The following is a 19,919-nucleotide window of genomic DNA, read 5'->3' on the forward strand; positions in this document are numbered from 1 at the left end:
CCCTCTTGAACGGAGGCCCCGTGACCACGAATCAGGCCGCGCAGATCGCCGACGAGCACGCCGCCCCGCTGGACCTCCTCCTGGTCAACTCGACCAAGTCGTTCGCGAAACGGATGGCGCCGAACTCGGCGTGGCTGCGCTTCGGCACCGAGCTCGCCAAGAAGCCCGGAACCGTCGTCGGCGCCGGCGTCGGCCTGGTGAAGGAGATCGGCGAGATCGCGATCGGCCGGAGCGAACGTGCCCCCGCACGGGGCGATCAGCGCTTCCGCGACCCGGCCTGGTCCGGGAACCCGCTGCTCAAGCGGGTCGAGCAGTCGTACCTCGCCGCCTGCGATGCCGCCGAGACGCTGTACGAGAGCGCCGACCTCTCGTGGCGGGACGCCGAGCAACTGCGTTTCGCACTCGACAACATCCTCGAGGGGCTGTCTCCGACCAACAACGTCCTGCTGAACCCGCTCGGCTGGAAGGCGATCATCGACACCGGCGGCCTGTCGGTGTACCGGGGTCTGCGCGCGTTCGCCCGGGACATGTCCACCAAGCCGCGCGTGCCGTCGATGGTCGACCCGGACGCCTTCCACGTCGGCGAGACCACCGCCGCGACGCCCGGCGCCGTCGTCTTCCGGACGCGCATGCTCGAAGTGATCCAGTACCGGCCCACCACCGAGCAGGTGTCGACCACGCCGCTGGTCGTCGTGCCGCCGGTGATCAACAAGTACTACGTGCTCGACATCGCCCCCGGCCGCAGCATGGTGGAGCATCTGCTGAGCCGGGGCCATCAGGTCTTCATGATCTCGTGGCGCAACCCCAAGGCCCGCCACCGCGAGTGGGGCATGGACGCCTACGCGGAGGCGATCATCGAGGTGCTCGCGGCGGTCCGCGAGATCAGCGGCGCCCCCAGCACTCACATCATGGCCGCGTGCTCGGGCGGGATCCTCGCGGCGATGGTCACCGCCCTGCTCTCCAGCACCGGTCGGGGCGACCTGGTCTCGACCCTGACCCTGCTCGTGACGGTGCTCGACCAGTCGCAGGCCGGCGTCGCCTCGGCCCTGGTCGACCGCGAGGCGGCGGAGTCGGCCATCAAGTCCTCGGCGGCGAAGGGCTACCTGGAGGGCGCCGCGCTGTCGGAGATGTTCGCGTGGCTGCGGCCCACGGATCTGGTGTGGCGCTACGTGGTGAACAACTACATCCAGGGCCGCACCCCCGCCGCCTTCGACGTCCTGTTCTGGAACGCCGACAGCACCAACATGACCGCGGCGCTGCATCGGGACATGGTGCGCCTGGGTCTGGACAATCTGCTGGTCACCCCCGGCGAGGCCACGCTGCTGGGCACTCCGATCGATCTGTCGAAGATCACCTGCCCGTCGTACGTGGTCGGCGGGATCAACGACCACATCTGCCCGTGGCAGTCCACCTACCGCAGCGCCGCGCTGCTGGGCGGCGACGACGCCACCTACGTGCTGTCGACCGCGGGCCACATCGCGGCGCTGGTCAACCCGCCCGGCAACAAGAAGTCCTCGTACCGGATCGGCCCGGTCTCCCGGGAGCTGTCGGCCGAGCAGTGGCGCCAGGACATCGAGCCCGAGAGCGGATCGTGGTGGACCGCGCACGCTCAGTGGCTCAGCGATCACGGCGACGGCCTCCGGGAGGCGCCCGAGAACCTCGGCGCGCCCGGTTTCACGCCCGTCGCGCCCGCTCCCGGCACCTATGTCCTCGAAAGCTGACCGCCCGCACGACGACACCGCCGCCGCGAACCAAGGAGAGACGACGATGACCACCCCCGTGACCGAGCCGACGAGCCCGCCCGCCCAGCCCGATCTCTTCCTGGCCGTCGGCTGGCAGCGGATCCGGGTCCGCCACCGCCAAGGCGTCGGCATCCCGCTGGTGCTGTGCAACGGGATCGGCGCCAGCCTCGAAGTGCTCGACCCCCTGGTCGAAGCTCTGCACCCGGACCGCCCGGTGATCCGGTTCGACGTCCCCGGCACCGGCGAGTCGCCCGCCTCGCCGCTCCCCTACGGCCTCCCGTATCTGGCCTGGGTCCTCGGCAAGGCGCTGGACAAGCTCGGCGTCGGCGTCGTCGACGTGCTCGGCCTCTCCTGGGGCGGCGCACTGGCCCAGCAGTTCGCCTTCCAGAACCCGCGGCGGTGCCGACGCATGATCCTGGTCGCGACCGGCACCGGCATCGCGATGTTCCCGGGCAAGCCGCAGGTGCTGAGCAAGATGCTCACTCCGCGCCGGTTCAGCGATCCCGCGTACGCCGCGTCGATCGCCGCCGACCTCTACGGCGGCAAGGTCCGCGAGCACAGCGACGACGTCGGCGAGCTGTTCGTGAAGCAACTCCACGCCGGATCGAAGATCGGCTACGCCCACCAGCTGATGGCCGGCGGCACGTGGACGTCGTTGCCCTGGCTGCCGGTCATCCGCCAGCGCACCCTCGTGATCTCCGGGACCGACGATCCGATCGTGCCGCGGATCAACGGTCGGATCCTGTGCAAGGGGCTGCCGCGCGCGGTGCTGCACGAGCACGGCGGCGGCCACATCGACCTGGTGCTCGACGCCCCGACGTTCGCCCCGGTGATCGACGACTTCCTCGGCCCGCCGCGCCTGCCGCGCCGCGGACGGCGTTTCACCGACGGCGTCCGTCTGCATCCCACCACCGACTGAGATCACCGTCGGCTGAGATCACCGTCAGCCGAGGCCGCGCCGGACCCCGCGAAGTCGGGCCCTACGACCGATCGGCACAGGGTCGTTGGTCCCGACTTGCCCGTGGTTCTCGCCGGACGACCCGATTCTCACCGTATGGTCAGGTGCATCGTCGTACATTCGATGCTAGCGCGGCGGAGACGCCACCGCGCACGACGACCATCTGGAGGGCCGTACATGCGCCTGCGAATCAAGATCTGGCACCGGCGGAATCGCTATGCGATCCGGCAGAACCCGGTTCTCAACCAGGCCTACCGATTCGCTGTCGGCATCGTCGGCACGGTCATGATGCTGGCCGGCATGGTCATGATCCCCCTGCCCGTCCCGGGGCCGGGCTGGGTCACCCTGTTCCTCGGTCTGGCCGTGCTCTCCACCGAGTTCACCTGGGCGCATCGGGTCACCGCGTTCCTGCGCCGCCGGCTGCACGACGCCGCCGTCCTCAGCGCCCGCCTGACCACCGCGGTCCGCGGGTTCCTCCGACACAACCACGCGTACCACCGTCACACCATGGTGCCGTACGCACGCACCGCGTACCTCCGGATCTCTCCGTTGCCGGCTCCCGCCTGACGCGTCGCCGGTACTGCCGGAAGCGAGGCCACGAGGATCACCTCGTGGCCTCGTTTCGCGTCTGCGGCCGCACTCAGGCGAAGGCGTTCTCCGCGCGGTGCGAGGCGGCGTCGGGCGGCGGTTCCCCGCAGGCCGGCTCCTCGGCGAGCGGAACGGCTTCCTCCGCCGTGGACGGGTCGCCCGGCGAACCGGGTGCGGCCGGCTGCCTGCGCGCCAGATCCAGCCCGATGGCGGTCGCGGTCAACTCCAGTTTCTGGCGCCCCACGCCGTCGTTCCCGGTGTACTCGCTGGTGTGCAGCTGCCCGTGCGCGATGATCATCGATCCGCGCCGGATCACCCCCGCCGCCGACTCCGCGACCCGCCGCCAGCAGGTGACGTCCAGGTAGAGCACCTGACCGTCCACCCACTCGCCGGAGTGCTGGTCGCGTCGTCGTGCGAAGCAGCCGACCCGGAACGAGAGCACCTCCCCGTGCCCGTTCGTCAGGGCCGGCCGCGGATCGCTCACCACTCGCCCGGTGATCGTCGTGTAGACCTCGTGCATCGTCTGTTCCCCCACTCGTTCGTGAACTACGTCCACCGAGCGTCGCCGATGCCGGGACGGAGGGGAACCGCCGATCCGGCGAGCCTGTGGACGACGCGCGCCGTCCACAGATCCGCCGCGGGGTCTTGCGCCGAGCGACGGAATGTGAGTGGTCAGCGAGCGTCGTCGGACTGCTCGGACTGCTCGGACTGCCGGTCCGTCCGCATCTGCGCGAGCATGGCGTTGTAGCTCTCCAGTTCGGCGTCCTCGTCGCGGTCGGCCTTCCGGTCGAAGCGTCGGGCCTGGCGTTCGTCGGACCGCTGCCACTGCACCAGCAGCGCGATCATCACCACCATGAGCGGGAACTCGCCGGTGGCCCAGGCGATGCCGCCGCCGACCCGCTGATCGGCGGCGAGGTCGTGATCGGGCCACGGCAGGGCGAGCGAGCCGTACCAGTCCCCGGCGATCACCGCGGTGGTCATCATCAGCGCGACGCCGAAGAACGCGTGGAACGGGAGCGAACCCCACACGATGCCCAGTTTGGCCACCGGGGACACCTGACGCGGCGCCGGATCGATGCCGATCACCAGCCAGTAGAAGAGATACCCGGTGATCAGGAAGTGCAGGTTCATCGCGAGGTGCGCCGAGTGGTGGGAGACGATCGCCTCGAACAGCCCGCCCAGGTACAGCACGTAGAAGCTGCCGACGAACATGGTGACGGCGACGATCGGGTGCGTGACGATCAGCGAGTACCTGCTGTGGATCCCGGTCAGGATCCATTCGCGCGGCCCCGGCGGCCGTCCGCGGCCGGCGGGCGGGATCGCCCGGAGCGCGAGCGTCACCGGCGCGCCGAGCACCAGCAGCACCGGCACCATCATGGACAGGATCATGTGGCTCATCATGTGCACGCTGAACACCGCGGGCGAGTACTTGCCCAGGCCCGACGACGTCGCGATCAGCAGCGCCGCGCAGCCCAGCAGCCAGGCGATCGTCCGCCCCACCGGCCAGGCGTCGCCGCGCTTGCGCAGCCGCCGGACGCCCAGGAGGTAGACGACGGCCGCGACGAGCGCGAGGGTGCCGAAGATCAGGTCGAACCGCCAGTCGAGGGCGAGCCGCGCGAACGACGGCGGGTCGTCGAGCCGGTAGCCGATCTTCTCCTCGGTGATGCTCGACGTTCGCGGTCGCCAACACCGGCGGCGGGGTGCGGGAGAGTCCGGCCGCCAGACCGAAGGCGAGTGCGAAGACCACCGTCTCCACGGCCGCGAACCGCACGAACAGCGACTTCTTCGGGTCGTCGGAGGCCTCGAGTTCGGCCAGTGTACGACGACGATGCAGCAGCCCCAGCAGCCCGGCGACCAGCAGCGTCACGAGCTTGGCGAGCACGACGATCCCGTACGTGCTGGTGAACAGGTCGGTGAGGCTCACCCGGACGAGGGCGTTCACCACGCCGCTGACTCCGACGACGACCAGGCACCAGAACGCGACGCGCGAATACCGGCGCAGCGCCAGGGTCCGCCAGCGGCCGTCGCCGAACGCGTACGCGAGCACCGCCACCAGACCGCCGGTCCACACCGCGGCGGCCACGATGTGCAGGATCAGGCTGTTGGTGCCCAGGTCGTGGTCGCCGCCGGCCGAGGAGTGTCCGGCCAGCGCGGGCGGCATCAGCGAGAGGAAACCGAATCCGATCACGACGATCGTCCAGCCCCACCGCAGCGCGAGCCGCGCGATCACCGCGGCCACGAATGCGAAGATCGCCGACCAGAGCAGATACCACGACTGCGGGTTGATCCCGCAGATGCCGAGGAGCTGACTCGTCGTCACCGAATCCACGCAGCGTTCGACGGCGGTCCCCACTCCCCATCCGGAGAAGACGGCCATCGAGAACGGGATCGATACGAGCGAGGCGACGCCCCAGCAGGCGAGGGCCGCCGCCGACCAGCGCAGCGCCCGGTAACCGCCGACGTCGAGCTCCCCGCTCTCCTGCGGCGGAACGAAGAACGCCGCGAAGATCGCGCCGCCGAAACCGAGCGCCGCGAACAGCTGCCCGACGACGGTCAGCACCGGCAGTCCGTAGGTCGCCACCCAGCCGGGGTCGGGCAGTCCGGTCAGTGTCAGCGCCGTCGCCGCCCCGATCCCGGTCACGATCACCGCGGCGACCGCACCGGTCAGCATCATCACCGAGAGGAGGGCGCGCCGGGGCTTCGACGGGTCCCGCAGGCTGTCGCGATCGGCCTCGGCCACCGCGCGCGGGGTCGTCGTACTCATGCTTCCACTGTAGGTAGGGATATACTCGCCCTCGCGGTCGGCTACATCCCGTGGTGACCCACGCCTCCGTAGCTCAGGTGGATAGAGCAAGGGCCTTCTAATCCCGAGGTCGCAGGTTCGAGTCCTGCCGGGGGCACCGGTGCGACATCCCTGCCTGCGCCGACGTCGTCGGCACAGGCAGGGATGTACACGAAAACGGGGGTGCGGAAGGCTATCTGTCGGCGGGACCCCCGGATTCGTGTACATCCTGACCGCAGGTCCGAGGCGGCGCCGTCGTCGGATCCGGCCGGACGTCTCCGCGACCTACTTTCCCGAGCAGCAGGGATCGTCGGGGGTGTGCAGCAGGGGCACCGCGACGGTGTGCGGTTTCGCCTCCTCCACCCGCACCGCCGCTGCCAGATTCTCGTCGTCCTTCACCCGCGCCGCGCGGATCGCGTTCAGGATCACCAGTACCTCGGCGGACTCGTGGATCAGCACCACCGTGGCCAGACCGAGCACCCCGGTCGCCGCGAGCGGCACCAGCACGACGACGATCGCCAGCGCCAGCACGATGTTCGCCACCATGATCCCGCGTGCCCGCCGGGCCAGCGACACCACCTGAGGGAGGTGCCGCAGGTCCTCGCCCATCAGCGCGACGTCGGCGGTCTCGATCGCCACGTCGGCGCCCATCGCGCCCATCGCGATCCCGACGTCGGCGGTGGCGAGCGCGGGAGCGTCGTTCACGCCGTCGCCGACCATCGCGCACGGGCGCCCGGCCGCGACCCGGACGAGGACCTCCGCCTTGTCCTCGGGCCGCAGTTCGGCGTGCACGTCGCCGATCCCGGCCCGGGCGGCGAGTGCGGCGGCGGTCCGCGGATTGTCTCCGGTGAGCATGGCCGTGGTGATGCCGAGGGCGTCGAGTCGCGCGATCACCTCGGGTGCCTCCGGGCGCAGTTCGTCGCGCACCGCGATCGCCCCGATCAGTGCTCCGGCGCGTTCGACGAGGACCACGGTGGCGCCCTGTTCCTGCAGCCGGGCGACGTCGTCGGCGAGCGGGCCGCCGTCGATCCATCCGGGCCGCCCCAGCCTCAGTTCGACGGCGTCGAGTCTGCCGCGCAGGCCGTGTCCCGGGACCGCGGTCACCTCGTCGGCCACCGACGCCCCGCCGGACTCGGCTCCGGGCACCGCGGCGAGGATCGCCCGGGCCAGCGGGTGCTCGCTGCGCGCCTCCAGGGCCGCAGCCGCCGCCAGCACCTCGACAGGAGTGGCACCGTCGACGGTCAGGGTCTCGATCACCTCGGGGGCGTTGCGGGTCAGGGTCCCGGTCTTGTCCAGTGCGAGCACCCGGACCGCGCCGAGTCGTTCCAGTGCGGCACCGCCCTTCACCAGGGCGCCGCGCCGCGAGGCCGCGCCGACCGCCGCGACCACGGTCAACGGCACCGCGATCGCCAGCGCGCAGGGCGAGGCCGCCACCAGCACCACCAGCGCCCGCTCGATCCACACCCGCGGATCGCCGAACAGCGCGCCGAGCGCCGCCACGGCCGCCGCGAGGAGCATGATCGTCGGCACCAGCGGCCGGGCCACCCGGTCGGCGAGCCGCTGTGCGCTCCCCTTCCGTTCCTGCGCCTCCTCCACGATGTGCACGATCCGGGCGAGCGAGGAGTCCGCGGCCCGCGCCGTGACCGTCACCTCGATCGCGCCGCCGCCGTTGACGGCGCCGGCCTGGACGTCGTCGTCGGGTCCGGCTTCGATCGGGACCGACTCGCCGGTCAGCGCGGAGACGTCGAGGCTGGTCCGGCCGCGCCGGATCACCCCGTCGGTGGCGGCGCGCTCGCCGGGCCGCAGCACCATCAGGTCGCCGGGCGCCAGCTCGTCGGGGGCCGCCTGCGTCTCGCGGCCGTCGCGGAGCACCGAGACGACCGGCGGGACCAGCGCGAGCAGCGCCCGCAGACCGCGCCGGGTCCGCGACACCGCGTAGTGCTCCAGGCCCTCGGCGATCGAGAACAGGATTCCGAGCATGGCGGCCTCGCCGTACCGGCCGAGCGCCACCGCGCCGATCGCCGCGATCGTCATCAGCGTCCCGACGCCGATCCTCCCGCGGGCCAGCGCCCGCACGGCCTCGGGCACGAACGAGAGCGCGGCCACCGCCGCGGCGGCCAGTTCCAGACCGACCCCGGCGGCAGGCATCCCGGCGCGGTCCAGCGACCATCCGGCCGCCAGCGCCGCGGCGGCGACCGCCGCGTACCGGAGTTCGCGCACCTGCCGGATCCGCTCACCCGCCGCGGGCTGTCCGGCGGGTTCCGGTGCGGCGGGTGTCTGCGGCGTCGTGCCGCAGCAGACGTCAGACATCGCACACCTGCCCTTCGTCCCGGCGGGAGTCGGTCGGGTGGGAGTCGGTCAGCAGGGCGGCGACGAGCCCGCGTCCCCGCGCGGTGAGCGAGTACATCACTAGGCGGCCGTCGCGCCGCGACGAGACGAGTTCGGCCGACTTCAGCTGCCGCAGGTGGTGGGAGACCAGGTTCTGGGCGCTGCCGCAGACCCAGGCGATGTCGCACACGCAGAGTTCTCCTCCGGTGTGCAGCGCCGCGGCGATGCGGAGTCGCGTGGGGTCGGCGAGCGCTTTGGCCTGGGCGGATCGTCGTTCCAGGTCGGCCGGATCGGGCAGGTCGCGACGGATCCGTTCGGCGTGCGGCAGGTCGAGGCAGAGCAGGTCGCAGACGTCGAGGCGCTCATCAGTCATATCAACATATTAACGTGTGTTGATATGAAGTCTGTCGAGGCTCCGTCGTAGCGAGCCCGGATCGGAGCGGACTCAGCGGCCCCGGTACTCGCCCGGCCGCTTCTCCAGGAGCGCCGCCACGGCCTCGTGATGGTCCTCGGTGTGGTGCGCGATGCCCTGCATGGCCGCCGAGAGCTCCAGCAGCTGGTCCAGGCTCTGGCGCGACGACTCGCGCAGCAGCTTCTTGGTCATCCGCACCGCGATCGGCGGATTCACCGCGATCCGGTCGGCCAGGGCCCGCGCCTCGGTCAGGAGCTCCTCGGGTTCGACGACCCGCGAGACCATCCCCCACTCCAGCGCGGTGGCGGCGTCCACCCGGTCGCCGGTCAGGGCCATCTCCGCGGCGCGCGCCGGGCCGATCACGCGCGGCAGGAACCAGGCCCCGCCGTCACCCGGGATCAGTCCGACCTTCACGAAGCTCTCAGCGAAGAACGCGGCGGTCGAGGCTATCCGCAGGTCGCACATCATCGCCACATCGCATCCGGCGCCGACCGCCGGACCGTTGACCGCCGCGATCACCGGCACCTCCAGGGTGTACATCGCGCGCGGGATCCGCTGGATGCCCTCGCGGTAGCCGACCCGCTGCGTGTGCGCGGCACCGCCGAACAGTCCGGACCTCGACGCCATGTCCTTCACGTTGCCGCCCGCCGAGAACGCCCGGCCCGCGCCGGTCAGGATCACCGCGCGCACGCTCTGGTCTCGGTTCACCTCGGCCACCGCGTCGACGATCGCGTCGATCACCTCGTCGTCGGAGATCGCGTTGAGCGTCGCCGGCTGATTCAACGTCCAGGTGACGACGTCGCCGTCCCGTTCGACGAGGAGCGGCCCCGCCGCATCGTTCCCGCTCTGCTGTTCCGTGCTCATCACGTCATCCCTCATGGGCCCCGATTGTGCCACCCGTCACATCGCGGTCCGACACGGCCGTTCCCCGCACACCGGCGGACCTCCGAATGTGAGCGCGAGTTGATCCTCGGGTAACGGCGGACGGCCCCGCGGCGAAACACCGTCGCGCCAGCCTGGAACGCATGACGAGCGCGACGGCCACCGGAACGGGGACGACCACCGTCGACACCGTGTGCGGCTACTGCGGCGTCGGCTGCGGACTGACCCTGCAACTCGACGCGGGCCGCCCGAAGGCCTCCCGCGGCACCGCCACGCACCCGGCCAACCGCGGACGCCTGTGCACCAAGGGCAACACCACGCACGAGATGCTCACCGCGCCGGGCCGGCTGACCACCGCGTACCGGCGGACCGACCGGGACGGCGCACTGGAACCGGTCGACGTCGACGACGAGATCGCCCGCATCGGCGCCCGGCTGAAGGCGATCCACGACGAGCACGGCCCCGGATCCATCGCCCTCTACGTGTCCGGGCAGATGTCGATCGAGGCGCAGTACCTCTCGAACAAGCTCGCCAAGGGCTGCCTGCGGACCTCGCTGATCGAGTCGAACTCGCGGCTGTGCATGGCCAGCGCGGGCACCGGTTACAAGCAGTCGCTCGGCGCCGACGGACCGCCCGGCAGCTACGACGACCTCGACCACACGAACCTGTTCTTCGTGATCGGCGCGAACACCGCCGACTGCCACCCGATCCTGCACCTGCGGATGATGGACCGGGTCAAGGCGGGCGCCAAGCTGATCGTCGTCGACCCGCGCAGGACCGCGACCGCAGCCAAGGCCGACCTGTTCCTGCCGGTCCGCCCCGGCACCGACATGGCCCTGCTCAACGGCCTGCTGCGCCTGCTGTACGACGCCGACGCGATCGATCCGGAGTTCATCGCCGAATACACCGAGGGCTGGGACGCGCTGGTCGAACTGCTCGCCGACTACCCCGCCGACCGGGTCGCCGAGATCACCGGGATCGCCGAGGCCGATCTGCGCACCGCGGCGACGTGGATCGCCGAGGCCGGCGACTGGGTGAGCCTGTGGACGATGGGCCTGAACCAGTCGACACACGGCACCTGGCACACCAATGCGCTCTGCAACCTCCATCTCGCCACCGGCGCGATCTGCCGCACCGGCGCCGGACCGTTCTCGCTCACTGGTCAGCCCAATGCGATGGGCGGCCGCGAGATGGGCTACATGGGTCCGGGGCTGCCCGGCCAGCGCGCGGTCCTCGACGCGAAGGACCGCGCCGACGTCGAGGCGCTGTGGGGTCTGCCCGAGGGCACCCTCCCGGTCACCCCCGGCGGCGGCACCGTCGACCTGTTCACCGAGATGGCCGCCGGGAACGTCAAAGCCGTCTGGATCATCTGCACCAATCCCGTCGTCTCCGTCGCCAACCGCAATGCCGTGGTCGCCGGGCTGAAACAGGCCGAGTTCGTGGTGGTCCAGGACGTGTTCGACGGCGTGGAGACCTCCGCCTACGCCGACTCGGTGCTGCCGGCGACGCTGTGGACCGAGTCCGCCGGGGTGATGATCGACTCCGAGCGGAACATGACGCTGACGACCCCCGCGATGCCCGCCCCCGGCCAGGCCCGACCGGACTGGCGGCTGATCTGCGAGGTCGCGAAGGCGATGGGTTTCGGCGAGGGCTTCGACTTCCCCGACGCGGCCGCGGTGTTCGACGAGCTCCGGCGCTTCCACAATCCGCGGACCGGCTGGGACCTGCGCGGCGTCGACCACGCCCGGCTGGCCCGGGGGCCGGTCCAGTGGCCGGCCCCGCCCGGATCGGGACCGCGCAACCCGATCCGCTACCTCAACGACGGCGTCAGCCAGACCCTGCACGTCCGCGAGGACGGCGTGACCCCGAAGTTCGCCTTCCCCACCCCCAGCCGCCGGGCCCGCTTCCTCGCCCGCCCGTACCTGCCGCCGGCCGAACTCCCCGACGACGACTTCCCGCTGCTGCTCACCACCGGCCGCCTCGCGCACCAGTGGCACACCATGACCAAGACCGGCCGGGTCAAGAAGCTCAACAAGCTCAACCCGGGGAGTTTCGCCGAGATCCACCCCGACGACGCCCAGGTCCTCGGCATCGCCGACGGCGACCCGGTCGACGTCACCTCGCGGCGCGGCTCCGTCCGCGTCCCGGCCACCGTGACCGACGCGATCCAACCCGGCCTGTGCTTCGTCCCCATGCACTGGGGCGGCGACGGCCTGGCGGTGAACGCGGTGACCAACGATGCGATCGACCCCGATTCGCTGCAACCGGAGTTCAAACTGTGCGCGGTGTCGGTGACCCCGGCCCCGCTGCCCGAACCGGAAGGACCCCCGTCGATGACCGCGCCCGCACCGTCTGTGCCCGCCCTGTCCGCCGACCCGCTCGCCGCCGCCTTCGCCATCGGCGAGGTGCCGCAGCCGACCGTCGCCGAACGCGCCTTCCTGACCGGACTGGTGCACGGGATCCGGGCCAATCCGCCCGCGGGCGAGCTCCCGACCATCCCCGCCTCCGCCCCGCTCGGCGTCGAGACCCGCCACTGGGCCGAGGGTCTGCTCGCGGGCTTCTTCTCCCGGACCGCGGGCGAAGCCGCGGGACCGGCTCTCGCCGCGACGGGCGACACCCCGCCCGACGCCGCTCCGGACGAGCCGCCGACCCGCCGCGTCACGGTGGTCTGGGCGTCGCAGACCGGCACCGCCGAGGAGTTCGCGGAGGACTGCGCGAAGGCGCTCGACGGCGACGGCCGGACCGTCGTCCTCGCCGAGGCCGACCGCATCGGCGTCGACGATCTGCGGGACACCGTGCTGTTCGTCGTCGCCACGACCGGTGACGGCGACCCGCCGGACGACGGCGCCGCGCTCTGGGACGCCCTCGCCGCGGCCACCGCCCAGGACGTCGCCGACCTGCACTACGCGGTCCTCGGTTTCGGCGATTCGTCGTACGCGGACTTCTGCGGTTTCGCGCGGAAGCTCGACGGTCGGCTGGAGACCCTCGGCGCCCGCCGCCTCACCCCGCGCGTCTCGTGCGAACCCGACTACGAGGAGACCGCGGCCGCCTGGCTGGAGACCGTCACCGGCCTGCTCGACGCCGACCCCTCCGACGGTCGAGCGGAGTCGAGCCCCCTCGCCGACCAGTCTCCCCCGTCACCGGCCGAGACGTCTTCATCGGTCGAGCCCTCCTCGGCGGTCGGGCCTGCCTCGGTGGTCGAGCGGAGTCGAGACCCCCGAGAAGAGTCGAGACCGTCCGCCCCCCACTCCAAGAAGAACCCCCTTCTCACCCGCCTGATCGCCAACGAGCTCCTCACCGCCGAGGGCTCGGCGAAGGAGGTGCGACGTTTCGCCTTCGCACTCCCCGCGGGCACGCTCGAGTACGAGACCGGCGACGCCCTCGGCGTGTGGCCGCGCAACAGCGACGCCCTGGTGTCCGAATGGCTCGGACTCACCCGGCTCGACGGCACCGAGGAGATCGAGCTCGGCGGCGAGCGGATACCGTTGCGCACCGCGCTCACCGAACACCTGGAGATCGCCCGGGTCACCGCCGACCTGCTGCGTTTCCTCAACGCCCAGCACGACGACCCCGAGCTCACCGCCCTGATCGGCGACCCGGCCCGGCTCGCCGACTGGACCTGGGGCCGCCAGAGCGTCGACCTGATCGGCCGGTTCCCCGTCGCCGCGCCGGCCGCCGAATGGCTCGGCGTCCTGCGCAGACTGCCAGCCGCGGCTGTACTCGATCTCCTCCAGCCCGCTCGCGACGCCCGACCGCGTGGAGGTGACCGTCTCTGCGGTCCGGTTCGACGGTCCCGAAGGGCTGCGCCGGGCGGGGGTCTGCTCCACCTACCTGGCCGATTCGGAGGTCGGCGCACCCGCCCGGATCTTCGTCCAGAAGAACAAGCACTTCGGTCCGCCGGAGGATCCGGCCGCCCCCATGGTGATGATCGGCCCGGGCACCGGGGTGGCCCCGTTCCGCGGCTTCCTGCACCATCGGGCCCGCGCCGGGGCGTCCGGCGAGAACTGGCTGTTCTTCGGCGAACAGCACCGCGCCACCGACTTCTACTATCGCGACGAACTGGAGCGGTTCCACCGCGACGGCGTCCTGAACGAGCTGGACCTGGCGTTCTCCCGTGACCAGGAGGAGAAGGTGTACGTCCAGGATCTGATGTTGGCCCGCGCCCCGGAACTGTGGTCGTGGCTGCAGCGCGGCGCCCACGTGTACGTGTGCGGCGATGCCGCCCGGATGGCCCGCGACGTCGACGACACGCTCCGGCGCGTGGTCGCCGAACAGGGCCGCCTGGCCCCGTCCGCCGCCGATGCGTATGTGACGGCGCTGGCCGCCGAGCGCCGGTACGTCCGTGACGTGTACTGACGCACCGGCACCGGCCAGCGGTGGTCCGTCGCCGGGACCCCGGCACGTTAGGGTCGCAGCATGAATTCGAGTCGGCGAGCGTTCGACGCCGTCGTGCTCGCCGGAGGACGCGCCCGCCGCCTCGCCGGCGTCGACAAACCCGCCGCGCTGGTCGGCGACCGGCGGCTGATCGACATCGCCCTCGACGCCGTCGCCGGGGCGGAGCGGATCGTCGTCGTGGGACCGGAACGACCGCTGGCGTCCGGGATCGTGCAGACCCGCGAGGATCCCCCGTACAGCGGGCCGGTCGCCGCGGTCGCCGCCGGTCTGGCGGCCCTGGCCGTCACCGACGACCGGCCCGTCGTCGTGCTGGCCGGCGATCTGCCCGATCTCACCGCGTGGCAGATCGACGCGCTGCTGACCGAACTCGAACGATCGCGGGTCCCGGCCGTCTTCGCCGTCGATGCCGAGGGACGGAAGCAGTATCTGCTCGGTGCGTGGCGCCGCTCGGCCCTGGAGCCGGCCCTCCGCGGGCCGACGGACACCGCGATGCGCGCGCTGATCCCGGCCGAGACGCGCTTCCTTCCGCTGCCCGGAGTCGACGACGTCGACACCCCCGAAGACCTCGCCCGGGCCGTCGCCCGCGCCGCAGGCCACGGGAGCGTCGACCCGCAGTCGGCCCGGGCCCGGGTGCGTTCCCGCCTGACCCCGCTGCCGGTGGACGTGGTCCCGGTCGCCGATGCCGCCGGGACGGTGCTGGCCGAGCCGCTGATCGCGGCAGCGCCCTTCCCGCCGTTCGACGCCTCCGCGATGGACGGTTACGCGGTGTCCGGGCCCGGGCCGTGGCGGCTGATCGACGCGCCCCGGGCCGCGGGCCACACCGACACCCCCGCGCTGCACCCCGGGCAGGCGAGCGTCGTCGCCACCGGCGCGGCCCTCCCGCCCGGTGCCGAGCGCACCGTCCGGCACGAGGAGACCGTCCTGGACGGCGCCGTGCTCACCGAGACCTCGACCGGCCGCGACGACACCCGGCGCACCGGCAGCGCCTGGCCGGCCGGAGCCGTCCTGGCCGCGGCGGGCACCGGGGTCGACGCCGCGGTCCGTTCCGTGGCCCGCGCCGCCGGAGTCGAGCATCTGACCGTCCGCGGCCCGGTGCGCGCCCGGCTGCACACCTCCGGCGACGAGATCGTGCCCGACGCCCCCGGAGGCGGCACACCGACCGAGATCCCGTGGGGTTCCGTCCGCGACACCGCCTCCGAACCGGTGGCCGGGATCCTCGCCGAGGCCGGCGTCGTCGCGGCGGCCGCCGGACATCTCGCGGACCGCCCCGAGGTCTTCGCCGAGGCCCTCGCCGACCCCGATGCCGATCTCGTCGTGATCATCGGCGCCACCGGCCGCGGGGTGGCCGACCATCTCCGCGCCGCGCTCACCGGAGCCGGTGCCGAGGTGATCCTGGACGGGGTGAACCTGCGCCCGGGCGGTTCCCTCCTGCTGGCCCGGCTCCCCGGCGGCACACCGGTCCTCGGTCTCGGCGGCAATCCGCTGGCGGCCGTGGCGGGCACCGTCGTCGTGCTTCCGGCACTGCTCGAGGCGCTCCTCGCTCGGACCCCTCGCGCCCCCGAGACGATCACCCTGAACGACGACGACGCACGCCTGCCCGGACGATGGCGGGTGGTCCCGGCCGAACCCGACGGCACCGGCCGCTGGTCGATGCCGCCGCGTCCGGTCTCCGGTCACCTCGGCACCGGACATCTCGCCTCGATGCTCGGCTGCCGCGGCCTCGCACTGGTGCCCCCGGCCGAGTCGACGCACCCCGTCGAACGCCTGCGCTGAACTCTCACAGCACCTCCGTCGCGAATGTGCGGCGGATGTGACTCGGCGGCCATCTCCGGGGCAACGTCGGTGAAATACGTCCTTCCTACCTTGGGTACATCAAGCCCACGGGCCCCGCGAACGCGAGCGAGCGGACCCGTATTGACGGAAGGACCCCGCGATGAGCAAGACCGTCGTCGTCGTCGGCCACGGAATGGTCGGCCACCGCTTCATCGAAGCCCTGCGCACCCGTGACACCGACGGCGCCTGGCAGGTGATCGTGCTCGGCGAGGAGGCCGACGCCGCCTACGACCGCGTCGGCCTGTCCGGTTACGTCGGCGCGTGGGACCGCTCCTGCCTGGCCCTGCCCGGCAACCGCTTCCCCGGCGACACCGCGGTGGACCTGCGCCCGGGCACCCGCGTCACCGCGATCGACCCGGACGCGCACCGGCTGACGACCGACGCCGGCGAGACCCTCGCCTACGACGCCCTGGTGCTGGCCACCGGCTCGTACGCGTTCGTCCCGCCGGTGCCCGGGCACGACGTCGCCGGCTGCCACGTCTACCGCACGCTCGACGACCTGGACGCGATCCGCGCCGACGCCGAGGCCTCGCTGGAGCGGAATCCCGACGCGGTGGGCATCGTGGTCGGCGGCGGCCTGCTCGGTCTGGAGGCGGCCAACGCGCTGCGCCAGCTCGGCATGCGGCCGCACGTGGTGGAGATCAATCCGCGCCTCATGCCGCAGCAGGTCGACGAGGGCGGCGGCGAGCACCTGGCCCGGATGATCGGCGAGCTCGGCATCGACATCAGCCTGTCGTCGGGCACCAAGAGCATCGAGGCGGCGCCCGCGGGCGGTCTGACGGTGACCCTGGCCGACGACACCGCGGTGGACGCGGGCCTGCTGATCTTCGCCGCCGGCGTCCGGCCGCGCGACGAACTGGGCCGCGAGGCCGGCCTGGACCTGGCTCCCCGCGGCGGCATCCTCACCGACGTCACCTGCGCCACCAGCGCCCCCGACGTCTACGCGATCGGCGAGGTCGCCGCCGTCGACGGCGTCTGCTACGGCCTGGTCGGACCCGGTTACGCCACCGCCGAGGTGGTGGCCGACCGGCTCCTCGGCGGCGACGCCACCTTCCCCGGCGCCGACCTGAGCACCAAGCTCAAGCTCATGGGCGTCGACGTCGCCAGCTTCGGCGACGCCCTGGGCACCACCCCCGGATCGCTGAACGTGGTGGTCAGCGACCCGGTCGGCGGCACCTACTCCAAACTGGTCCTGTCCGACGACGCGCAGACCCTGCTCGGCGGCGTGCTGGTGGGCGATGCGTCGTCGTACGGCATGCTCCGCCCGCTGGTCGGCTCCACGATCCCCGGCGACCCCGTCGCACTGATCTCCCCGGCCGCCGAGGGCGGCGAGGCGCTGGGCCTCGGCGCCCTGGGAGACGACGCGCAGATCTGCTCCTGCAACGACGTCTCCAAGGGCACCCTGTGCTCGGCCATCGCCGACGGGTCGTGCACCGTCGCCGACCTCAAGAAGTGCACCGGCGCGGGCACCGCCTGCGGTTCGTGCGTGCCGCTGCTGTCCAAACTCCTCAGCGAGGAGGGCGTCGAACAGTCCAAGGCGCTGTGCGAGCACTTCGACCGGTCCCGCGCCGAACTCTTCGAGCTGGTGCAGGCGTCGGGGATCCGCACCTTCTCCGGCCTCATCGAACGTTTCGGCACCGGCACCGGCTGCGACATCTGCAAGCCGACCGTGGCCTCGATCCTGGCGTCGACGAGCTCCGACCACATCCTCGGCGGCGAACAGGCCTCGCTGCAGGACACCAACGACGCCTTCCTGGCCAACATCCAGCGCAACGGCACCTACTCGGTGGTGCCGCGCGTCCCCGGCGGTGACATCACCCCCGAACACCTGATCCTCATCGGCGAGATCGCCCGCGACTTCGGTCTGTACACCAAGATCACCGGCGGCCAGCGGATCGACATGTTCGGCGCCACCGTGGAGCAGCTGCCGCTGATCTGGAAGCGCCTCGTGGACGGCGGCATGGAGTCCGGCCAGGCCTACGGCAAGTCGCTGCGCACCGTGAAGAGCTGCGTCGGCTCGGACTGGTGCCGCTACGGCCAGCAGGACTCGGTGCAGATGGCCATCGACCTGGAGCTGCGCTACCGCGGTCTGCGGTCGCCGCACAAGCTGAAGATGGGCGTCTCCGGCTGCGCCCGCGAATGCGCCGAGGCCCGCGGCAAGGACGTCGGCGTGATCGCCACCGACGCCGGCTGGAACCTGTACGTGTGCGGCAACGGCGGCATGACGCCCAAGCACGCGCAGTTGCTGGCGAGCGACCTCGACTCGGCGACGCTCGTCAAGTACATCGACCGCTTCCTCATGTACTACATCCGCACCGCCGACCGCCTGCAGCGCACCGCGCCCTGGCTCGACGACCTCGACGGCGGCCTGGACCGGCTGAAGGCGATCGTCGTCGACGACGCCCTCGGCCTCGCCGAGGACTTCGAGGCCGCCATGGCCCGCCACGTCGAGGGCTACTCGTGCGAGTGGAAGGGCGTGCTCGACGACCCCGAGAAGCTCTCGCGCTTCGTCTCGTTCGTCAACGCCCCCGAGTCCCCCGACCCCACCGTCGCATTCGGCGAGAACAACGGCCGCAAGGTCCCCGTCCTGCTGGGCGACCCCGGTTTCCCGGCCCGCGCCCCGCGCTGACGAGCCCCGCGTCCCAGAAGGAATCGTTCCGGAAGGAATCCCGACATGACTCTCAACTTCGACCTGCACCGCTGGACCCGCGACTGGACCGCGGCCTGCCACGTCGATCGGCTCGAACGGCTTCGAGGGGTGGCCGTTCTGCTGCCCGACGGCGCCCAGGTGGCCCTGTTCCGGCTGGCCGACGACCGGCTCAAGGCCGTCGGCAACATCGACCCGATCGGCCGGGCCGCGGTGATGTCGCGCGGCATCGTCGGCGACCGCGGCGGCTTCCCGGTGGTGCAGTCCCCGCTGAAGAAGCAGGCGTTCAGCCTGATCGACGGCCGCTGCCTGGATGCCGACGGCATCTCGATCCCGGTGTACGGCACCCGGATCGGCCTGGACGGCACCGTCTTCGTCTCCAACACCCCCGACGTCCGGTTCGGGGTGCGGCCGCCGGCCCCGACCACGCGGTCGGAGGTCCCGCTCACCGACCTGCCCTCGCCGGCCGAACGAGTGAAGGTGGACTGGCCGTGACCGTTCTGCTCGCCGCCCACGGCACCCGCAACCCGCACGGCGTCACGATGATCGGCGACCTCGCCGCCGCCGTGTCCCGCCGGCTCGACGAACAGGTGCGCGTCGCCTTCGTCGACGTCCTCGGCCCCACCCCGAGCCAGGTGCTCGCCGAACTCCCCGACCGCGACCGGGTGATCGTCGTCCCGGCCTTCCTCGCCCGCGGCTACCACGTCCGCGCCGACCTGCCCGAACATCTGGCGGCGGCCGCCCATCCGGGGGCGATCCTCACCCCGGCGCTCGGCCCGTCGCCCGCACTGGCCGAGGCCCTGGCCGGTCGCCTGCGCGAGGCCGGATCGCGGCGCACCGACACCGTGGTCCTGGCCGCGGCCGGATCGTCGGACCCGACCGCCGTCGCCGACGTCCGCCGGGTCGCCACCCGCCTCGAATCGCTGCTCGGCACGAGGGTGACCATCGGTTTCGCCGCGCCGCCGGCGAACTCGGAGCACCCGCACGTCGACGAGGCGGTCCAGCGGGCGCGGCGGAGCGGACGCCGCGTCGCGGTGGCGTCGTACCTGCTGGCCGACGGCCTGTTCCAGCGGCGGCTGGCCTCCTCGGGCGCCGACGTCGTCGCCGCTCCTCTCGGCCTGCACCCGCGCGTGGTGAGCCTGGCCTGCCGCCGCGTGCTGTCGGCGCAGATCCTGGCCGAGACCACCCGCACCACCTGCTGAGCACCGCCCCTCGGAACTCGGCAGCCGCCAGGGCCGTCGGCTGCCGCGACCGGCCCCGTCGAGGGCCGCGGGCGCCGGGTCACGAAGACGGAACCCTTCGTGACCCGGCGCCTTCTCGTCTGCGCCGCCGCCCGCCCGCACCGTCACCGC

Annotated in this window: 11 protein-coding genes, 1 tRNA gene and 2 pseudogenes; 9 read left to right on the forward strand and 5 right to left on the reverse strand. The window is 72.2% G+C overall.

Features of this window, described 5'->3' with window-relative positions; genetic code table 11:
* Window positions 1-20: 20 nt before the first annotated feature.
* The 3 genes from QM809_RS16310 (at window position 21) to QM809_RS16320 (ending at window position 3,267) form a co-directional block, all read left to right on the forward strand.
* Window positions 21-1,721: a PHA/PHB synthase family protein gene (locus tag QM809_RS16310; RefSeq protein WP_415046755.1), complete on the forward strand. Its 1,701-nt coding sequence runs from the start codon at window positions 21-23 to the stop codon at window positions 1,719-1,721.
* A gap of 46 nt (window positions 1,722-1,767) precedes the next feature.
* Window positions 1,768-2,661 (forward strand): alpha/beta fold hydrolase, encoded by an 894-nt coding sequence (locus QM809_RS16315; RefSeq protein ID WP_415046756.1) that lies wholly within the window; start codon window positions 1,768-1,770, stop codon window positions 2,659-2,661.
* Window positions 2,662-2,877: 216 nt separating this feature from the next.
* Window positions 2,878-3,267, forward strand: a complete 390-nt coding sequence (locus QM809_RS16320; protein WP_415046757.1) for a TIGR02611 family protein — start codon at window positions 2,878-2,880, stop codon at window positions 3,265-3,267.
* A 73-nt stretch (window positions 3,268-3,340) separates the two neighbouring features.
* On the opposite strand, the gene QM809_RS16325 is transcribed toward QM809_RS16320, so the two are convergent.
* Together QM809_RS16325 and QM809_RS16330 are read right to left on the reverse strand one after the other, a co-directional pair.
* Complete coding sequence (locus tag QM809_RS16325; RefSeq protein ID WP_415046758.1) at window positions 3,341-3,808, reverse strand: single-stranded DNA-binding protein; 468 nt, start codon at window positions 3,806-3,808, stop codon at window positions 3,341-3,343.
* A 152-nt stretch (window positions 3,809-3,960) separates the two neighbouring features.
* Window positions 3,961-6,052 (reverse strand): annotated as a pseudogene (locus tag QM809_RS16330) (cytochrome c oxidase assembly protein).
* Between the two features lie 62 nt (window positions 6,053-6,114).
* On the opposite strand from QM809_RS16330, the gene QM809_RS16335 reads away from it, so the two are divergent.
* Window positions 6,115-6,188, forward strand: a tRNA-Arg gene (locus tag QM809_RS16335).
* 167 nt (window positions 6,189-6,355) lie between these two features.
* Here QM809_RS16335 and QM809_RS16340 read toward each other — a convergent pair.
* The 3 genes from QM809_RS16340 to QM809_RS16350 all read right to left on the reverse strand — a co-directional run bounded on the left by QM809_RS16340 (window position 6,356) and on the right by QM809_RS16350 (window position 9,674).
* Window positions 6,356-8,380, reverse strand: coding sequence for a heavy metal translocating P-type ATPase (locus QM809_RS16340; protein WP_415046759.1), 2,025 nt, complete (start codon window positions 8,378-8,380; stop codon window positions 6,356-6,358).
* Window positions 8,373-8,771, reverse strand: a complete 399-nt coding sequence (locus tag QM809_RS16345; RefSeq protein WP_415046760.1) for an ArsR/SmtB family transcription factor — start codon at window positions 8,769-8,771, stop codon at window positions 8,373-8,375. The genes QM809_RS16340 and QM809_RS16345 overlap by 8 nt, the downstream gene beginning before the upstream one ends.
* A gap of 72 nt (window positions 8,772-8,843) precedes the next feature.
* On the reverse strand, window positions 8,844-9,674 hold the full coding sequence (locus QM809_RS16350) for a crotonase/enoyl-CoA hydratase family protein (protein ID WP_415046761.1): 831 nt from the start codon (window positions 9,672-9,674) through the stop codon (window positions 8,844-8,846).
* 161 nt (window positions 9,675-9,835) lie between these two features.
* On the opposite strand from QM809_RS16350, the pseudogene QM809_RS16355 reads away from it, so the two are divergent.
* From QM809_RS16355 to QM809_RS16375, 5 genes and pseudogenes are all read left to right on the forward strand, one after another.
* Window positions 9,836-14,048: pseudogene (locus QM809_RS16355) on the forward strand (molybdopterin-dependent oxidoreductase).
* 60 nt (window positions 14,049-14,108) lie between these two features.
* On the forward strand, window positions 14,109-15,860 hold the full coding sequence (locus tag QM809_RS16360) for an NTP transferase domain-containing protein (protein ID WP_415046762.1): 1,752 nt from the start codon (window positions 14,109-14,111) through the stop codon (window positions 15,858-15,860).
* Window positions 15,861-16,020: 160 nt separating this feature from the next.
* Window positions 16,021-18,549, forward strand: coding sequence for a nitrite reductase large subunit NirB (gene nirB, locus QM809_RS16365; protein ID WP_415046763.1), 2,529 nt, complete (start codon window positions 16,021-16,023; stop codon window positions 18,547-18,549).
* 45 nt (window positions 18,550-18,594) lie between these two features.
* Entirely contained in the window at window positions 18,595-19,062 is a 468-nt protein-coding gene (gene nirD, locus QM809_RS16370; RefSeq protein ID WP_415046764.1) for a nitrite reductase small subunit NirD, read from the forward strand.
* Window positions 19,059-19,769 (forward strand): sirohydrochlorin chelatase, encoded by a 711-nt coding sequence (locus QM809_RS16375; protein WP_415046765.1) that lies wholly within the window; start codon window positions 19,059-19,061, stop codon window positions 19,767-19,769. The genes nirD and QM809_RS16375 overlap by 4 nt, the downstream gene beginning before the upstream one ends.
* Window positions 19,770-19,919: the final 150 nt, after the last annotated feature.

This window comes from Gordonia sp. (in: high G+C Gram-positive bacteria) (assembly GCF_047600385.1).
Lineage (GTDB): Bacteria > Actinomycetota > Actinomycetes > Mycobacteriales > Mycobacteriaceae > Gordonia.

What these genes read in the sequence shown, in the direction of transcription:
- QM809_RS16315 (WP_415046756.1), top strand. Translation starts at nt 1,768, where the DNA reads ATGACCACCCCCGTGACCGAGCCGACGAGCCCGCCCGCCCAGCCCGAT.
- nirB (WP_415046763.1), top strand. Translation starts at nt 16,021, where the DNA reads ATGAGCAAGACCGTCGTCGTCGTCGGCCACGGAATGGTCGGCCACCGC.
- QM809_RS16345 (WP_415046760.1), bottom strand. Translation starts at nt 8,771, where the DNA reads ATGACTGATGAGCGCCTCGACGTCTGCGACCTGCTCTGCCTCGACCTG.
- QM809_RS16320 (WP_415046757.1), top strand. Translation starts at nt 2,878, where the DNA reads ATGCGCCTGCGAATCAAGATCTGGCACCGGCGGAATCGCTATGCGATC.
- QM809_RS16340 (WP_415046759.1), bottom strand. Translation starts at nt 8,380, where the DNA reads ATGTCTGACGTCTGCTGCGGCACGACGCCGCAGACACCCGCCGCACCG.
- QM809_RS16350 (WP_415046761.1), bottom strand. Translation starts at nt 9,674, where the DNA reads ATGAGCACGGAACAGCAGAGCGGGAACGATGCGGCGGGGCCGCTCCTC.
- nirD (WP_415046764.1), top strand. Translation starts at nt 18,595, where the DNA reads ATGACTCTCAACTTCGACCTGCACCGCTGGACCCGCGACTGGACCGCG.
- QM809_RS16360 (WP_415046762.1), top strand. Translation starts at nt 14,109, where the DNA reads ATGAATTCGAGTCGGCGAGCGTTCGACGCCGTCGTGCTCGCCGGAGGA.
- QM809_RS16325 (WP_415046758.1), bottom strand. Translation starts at nt 3,808, where the DNA reads ATGCACGAGGTCTACACGACGATCACCGGGCGAGTGGTGAGCGATCCG.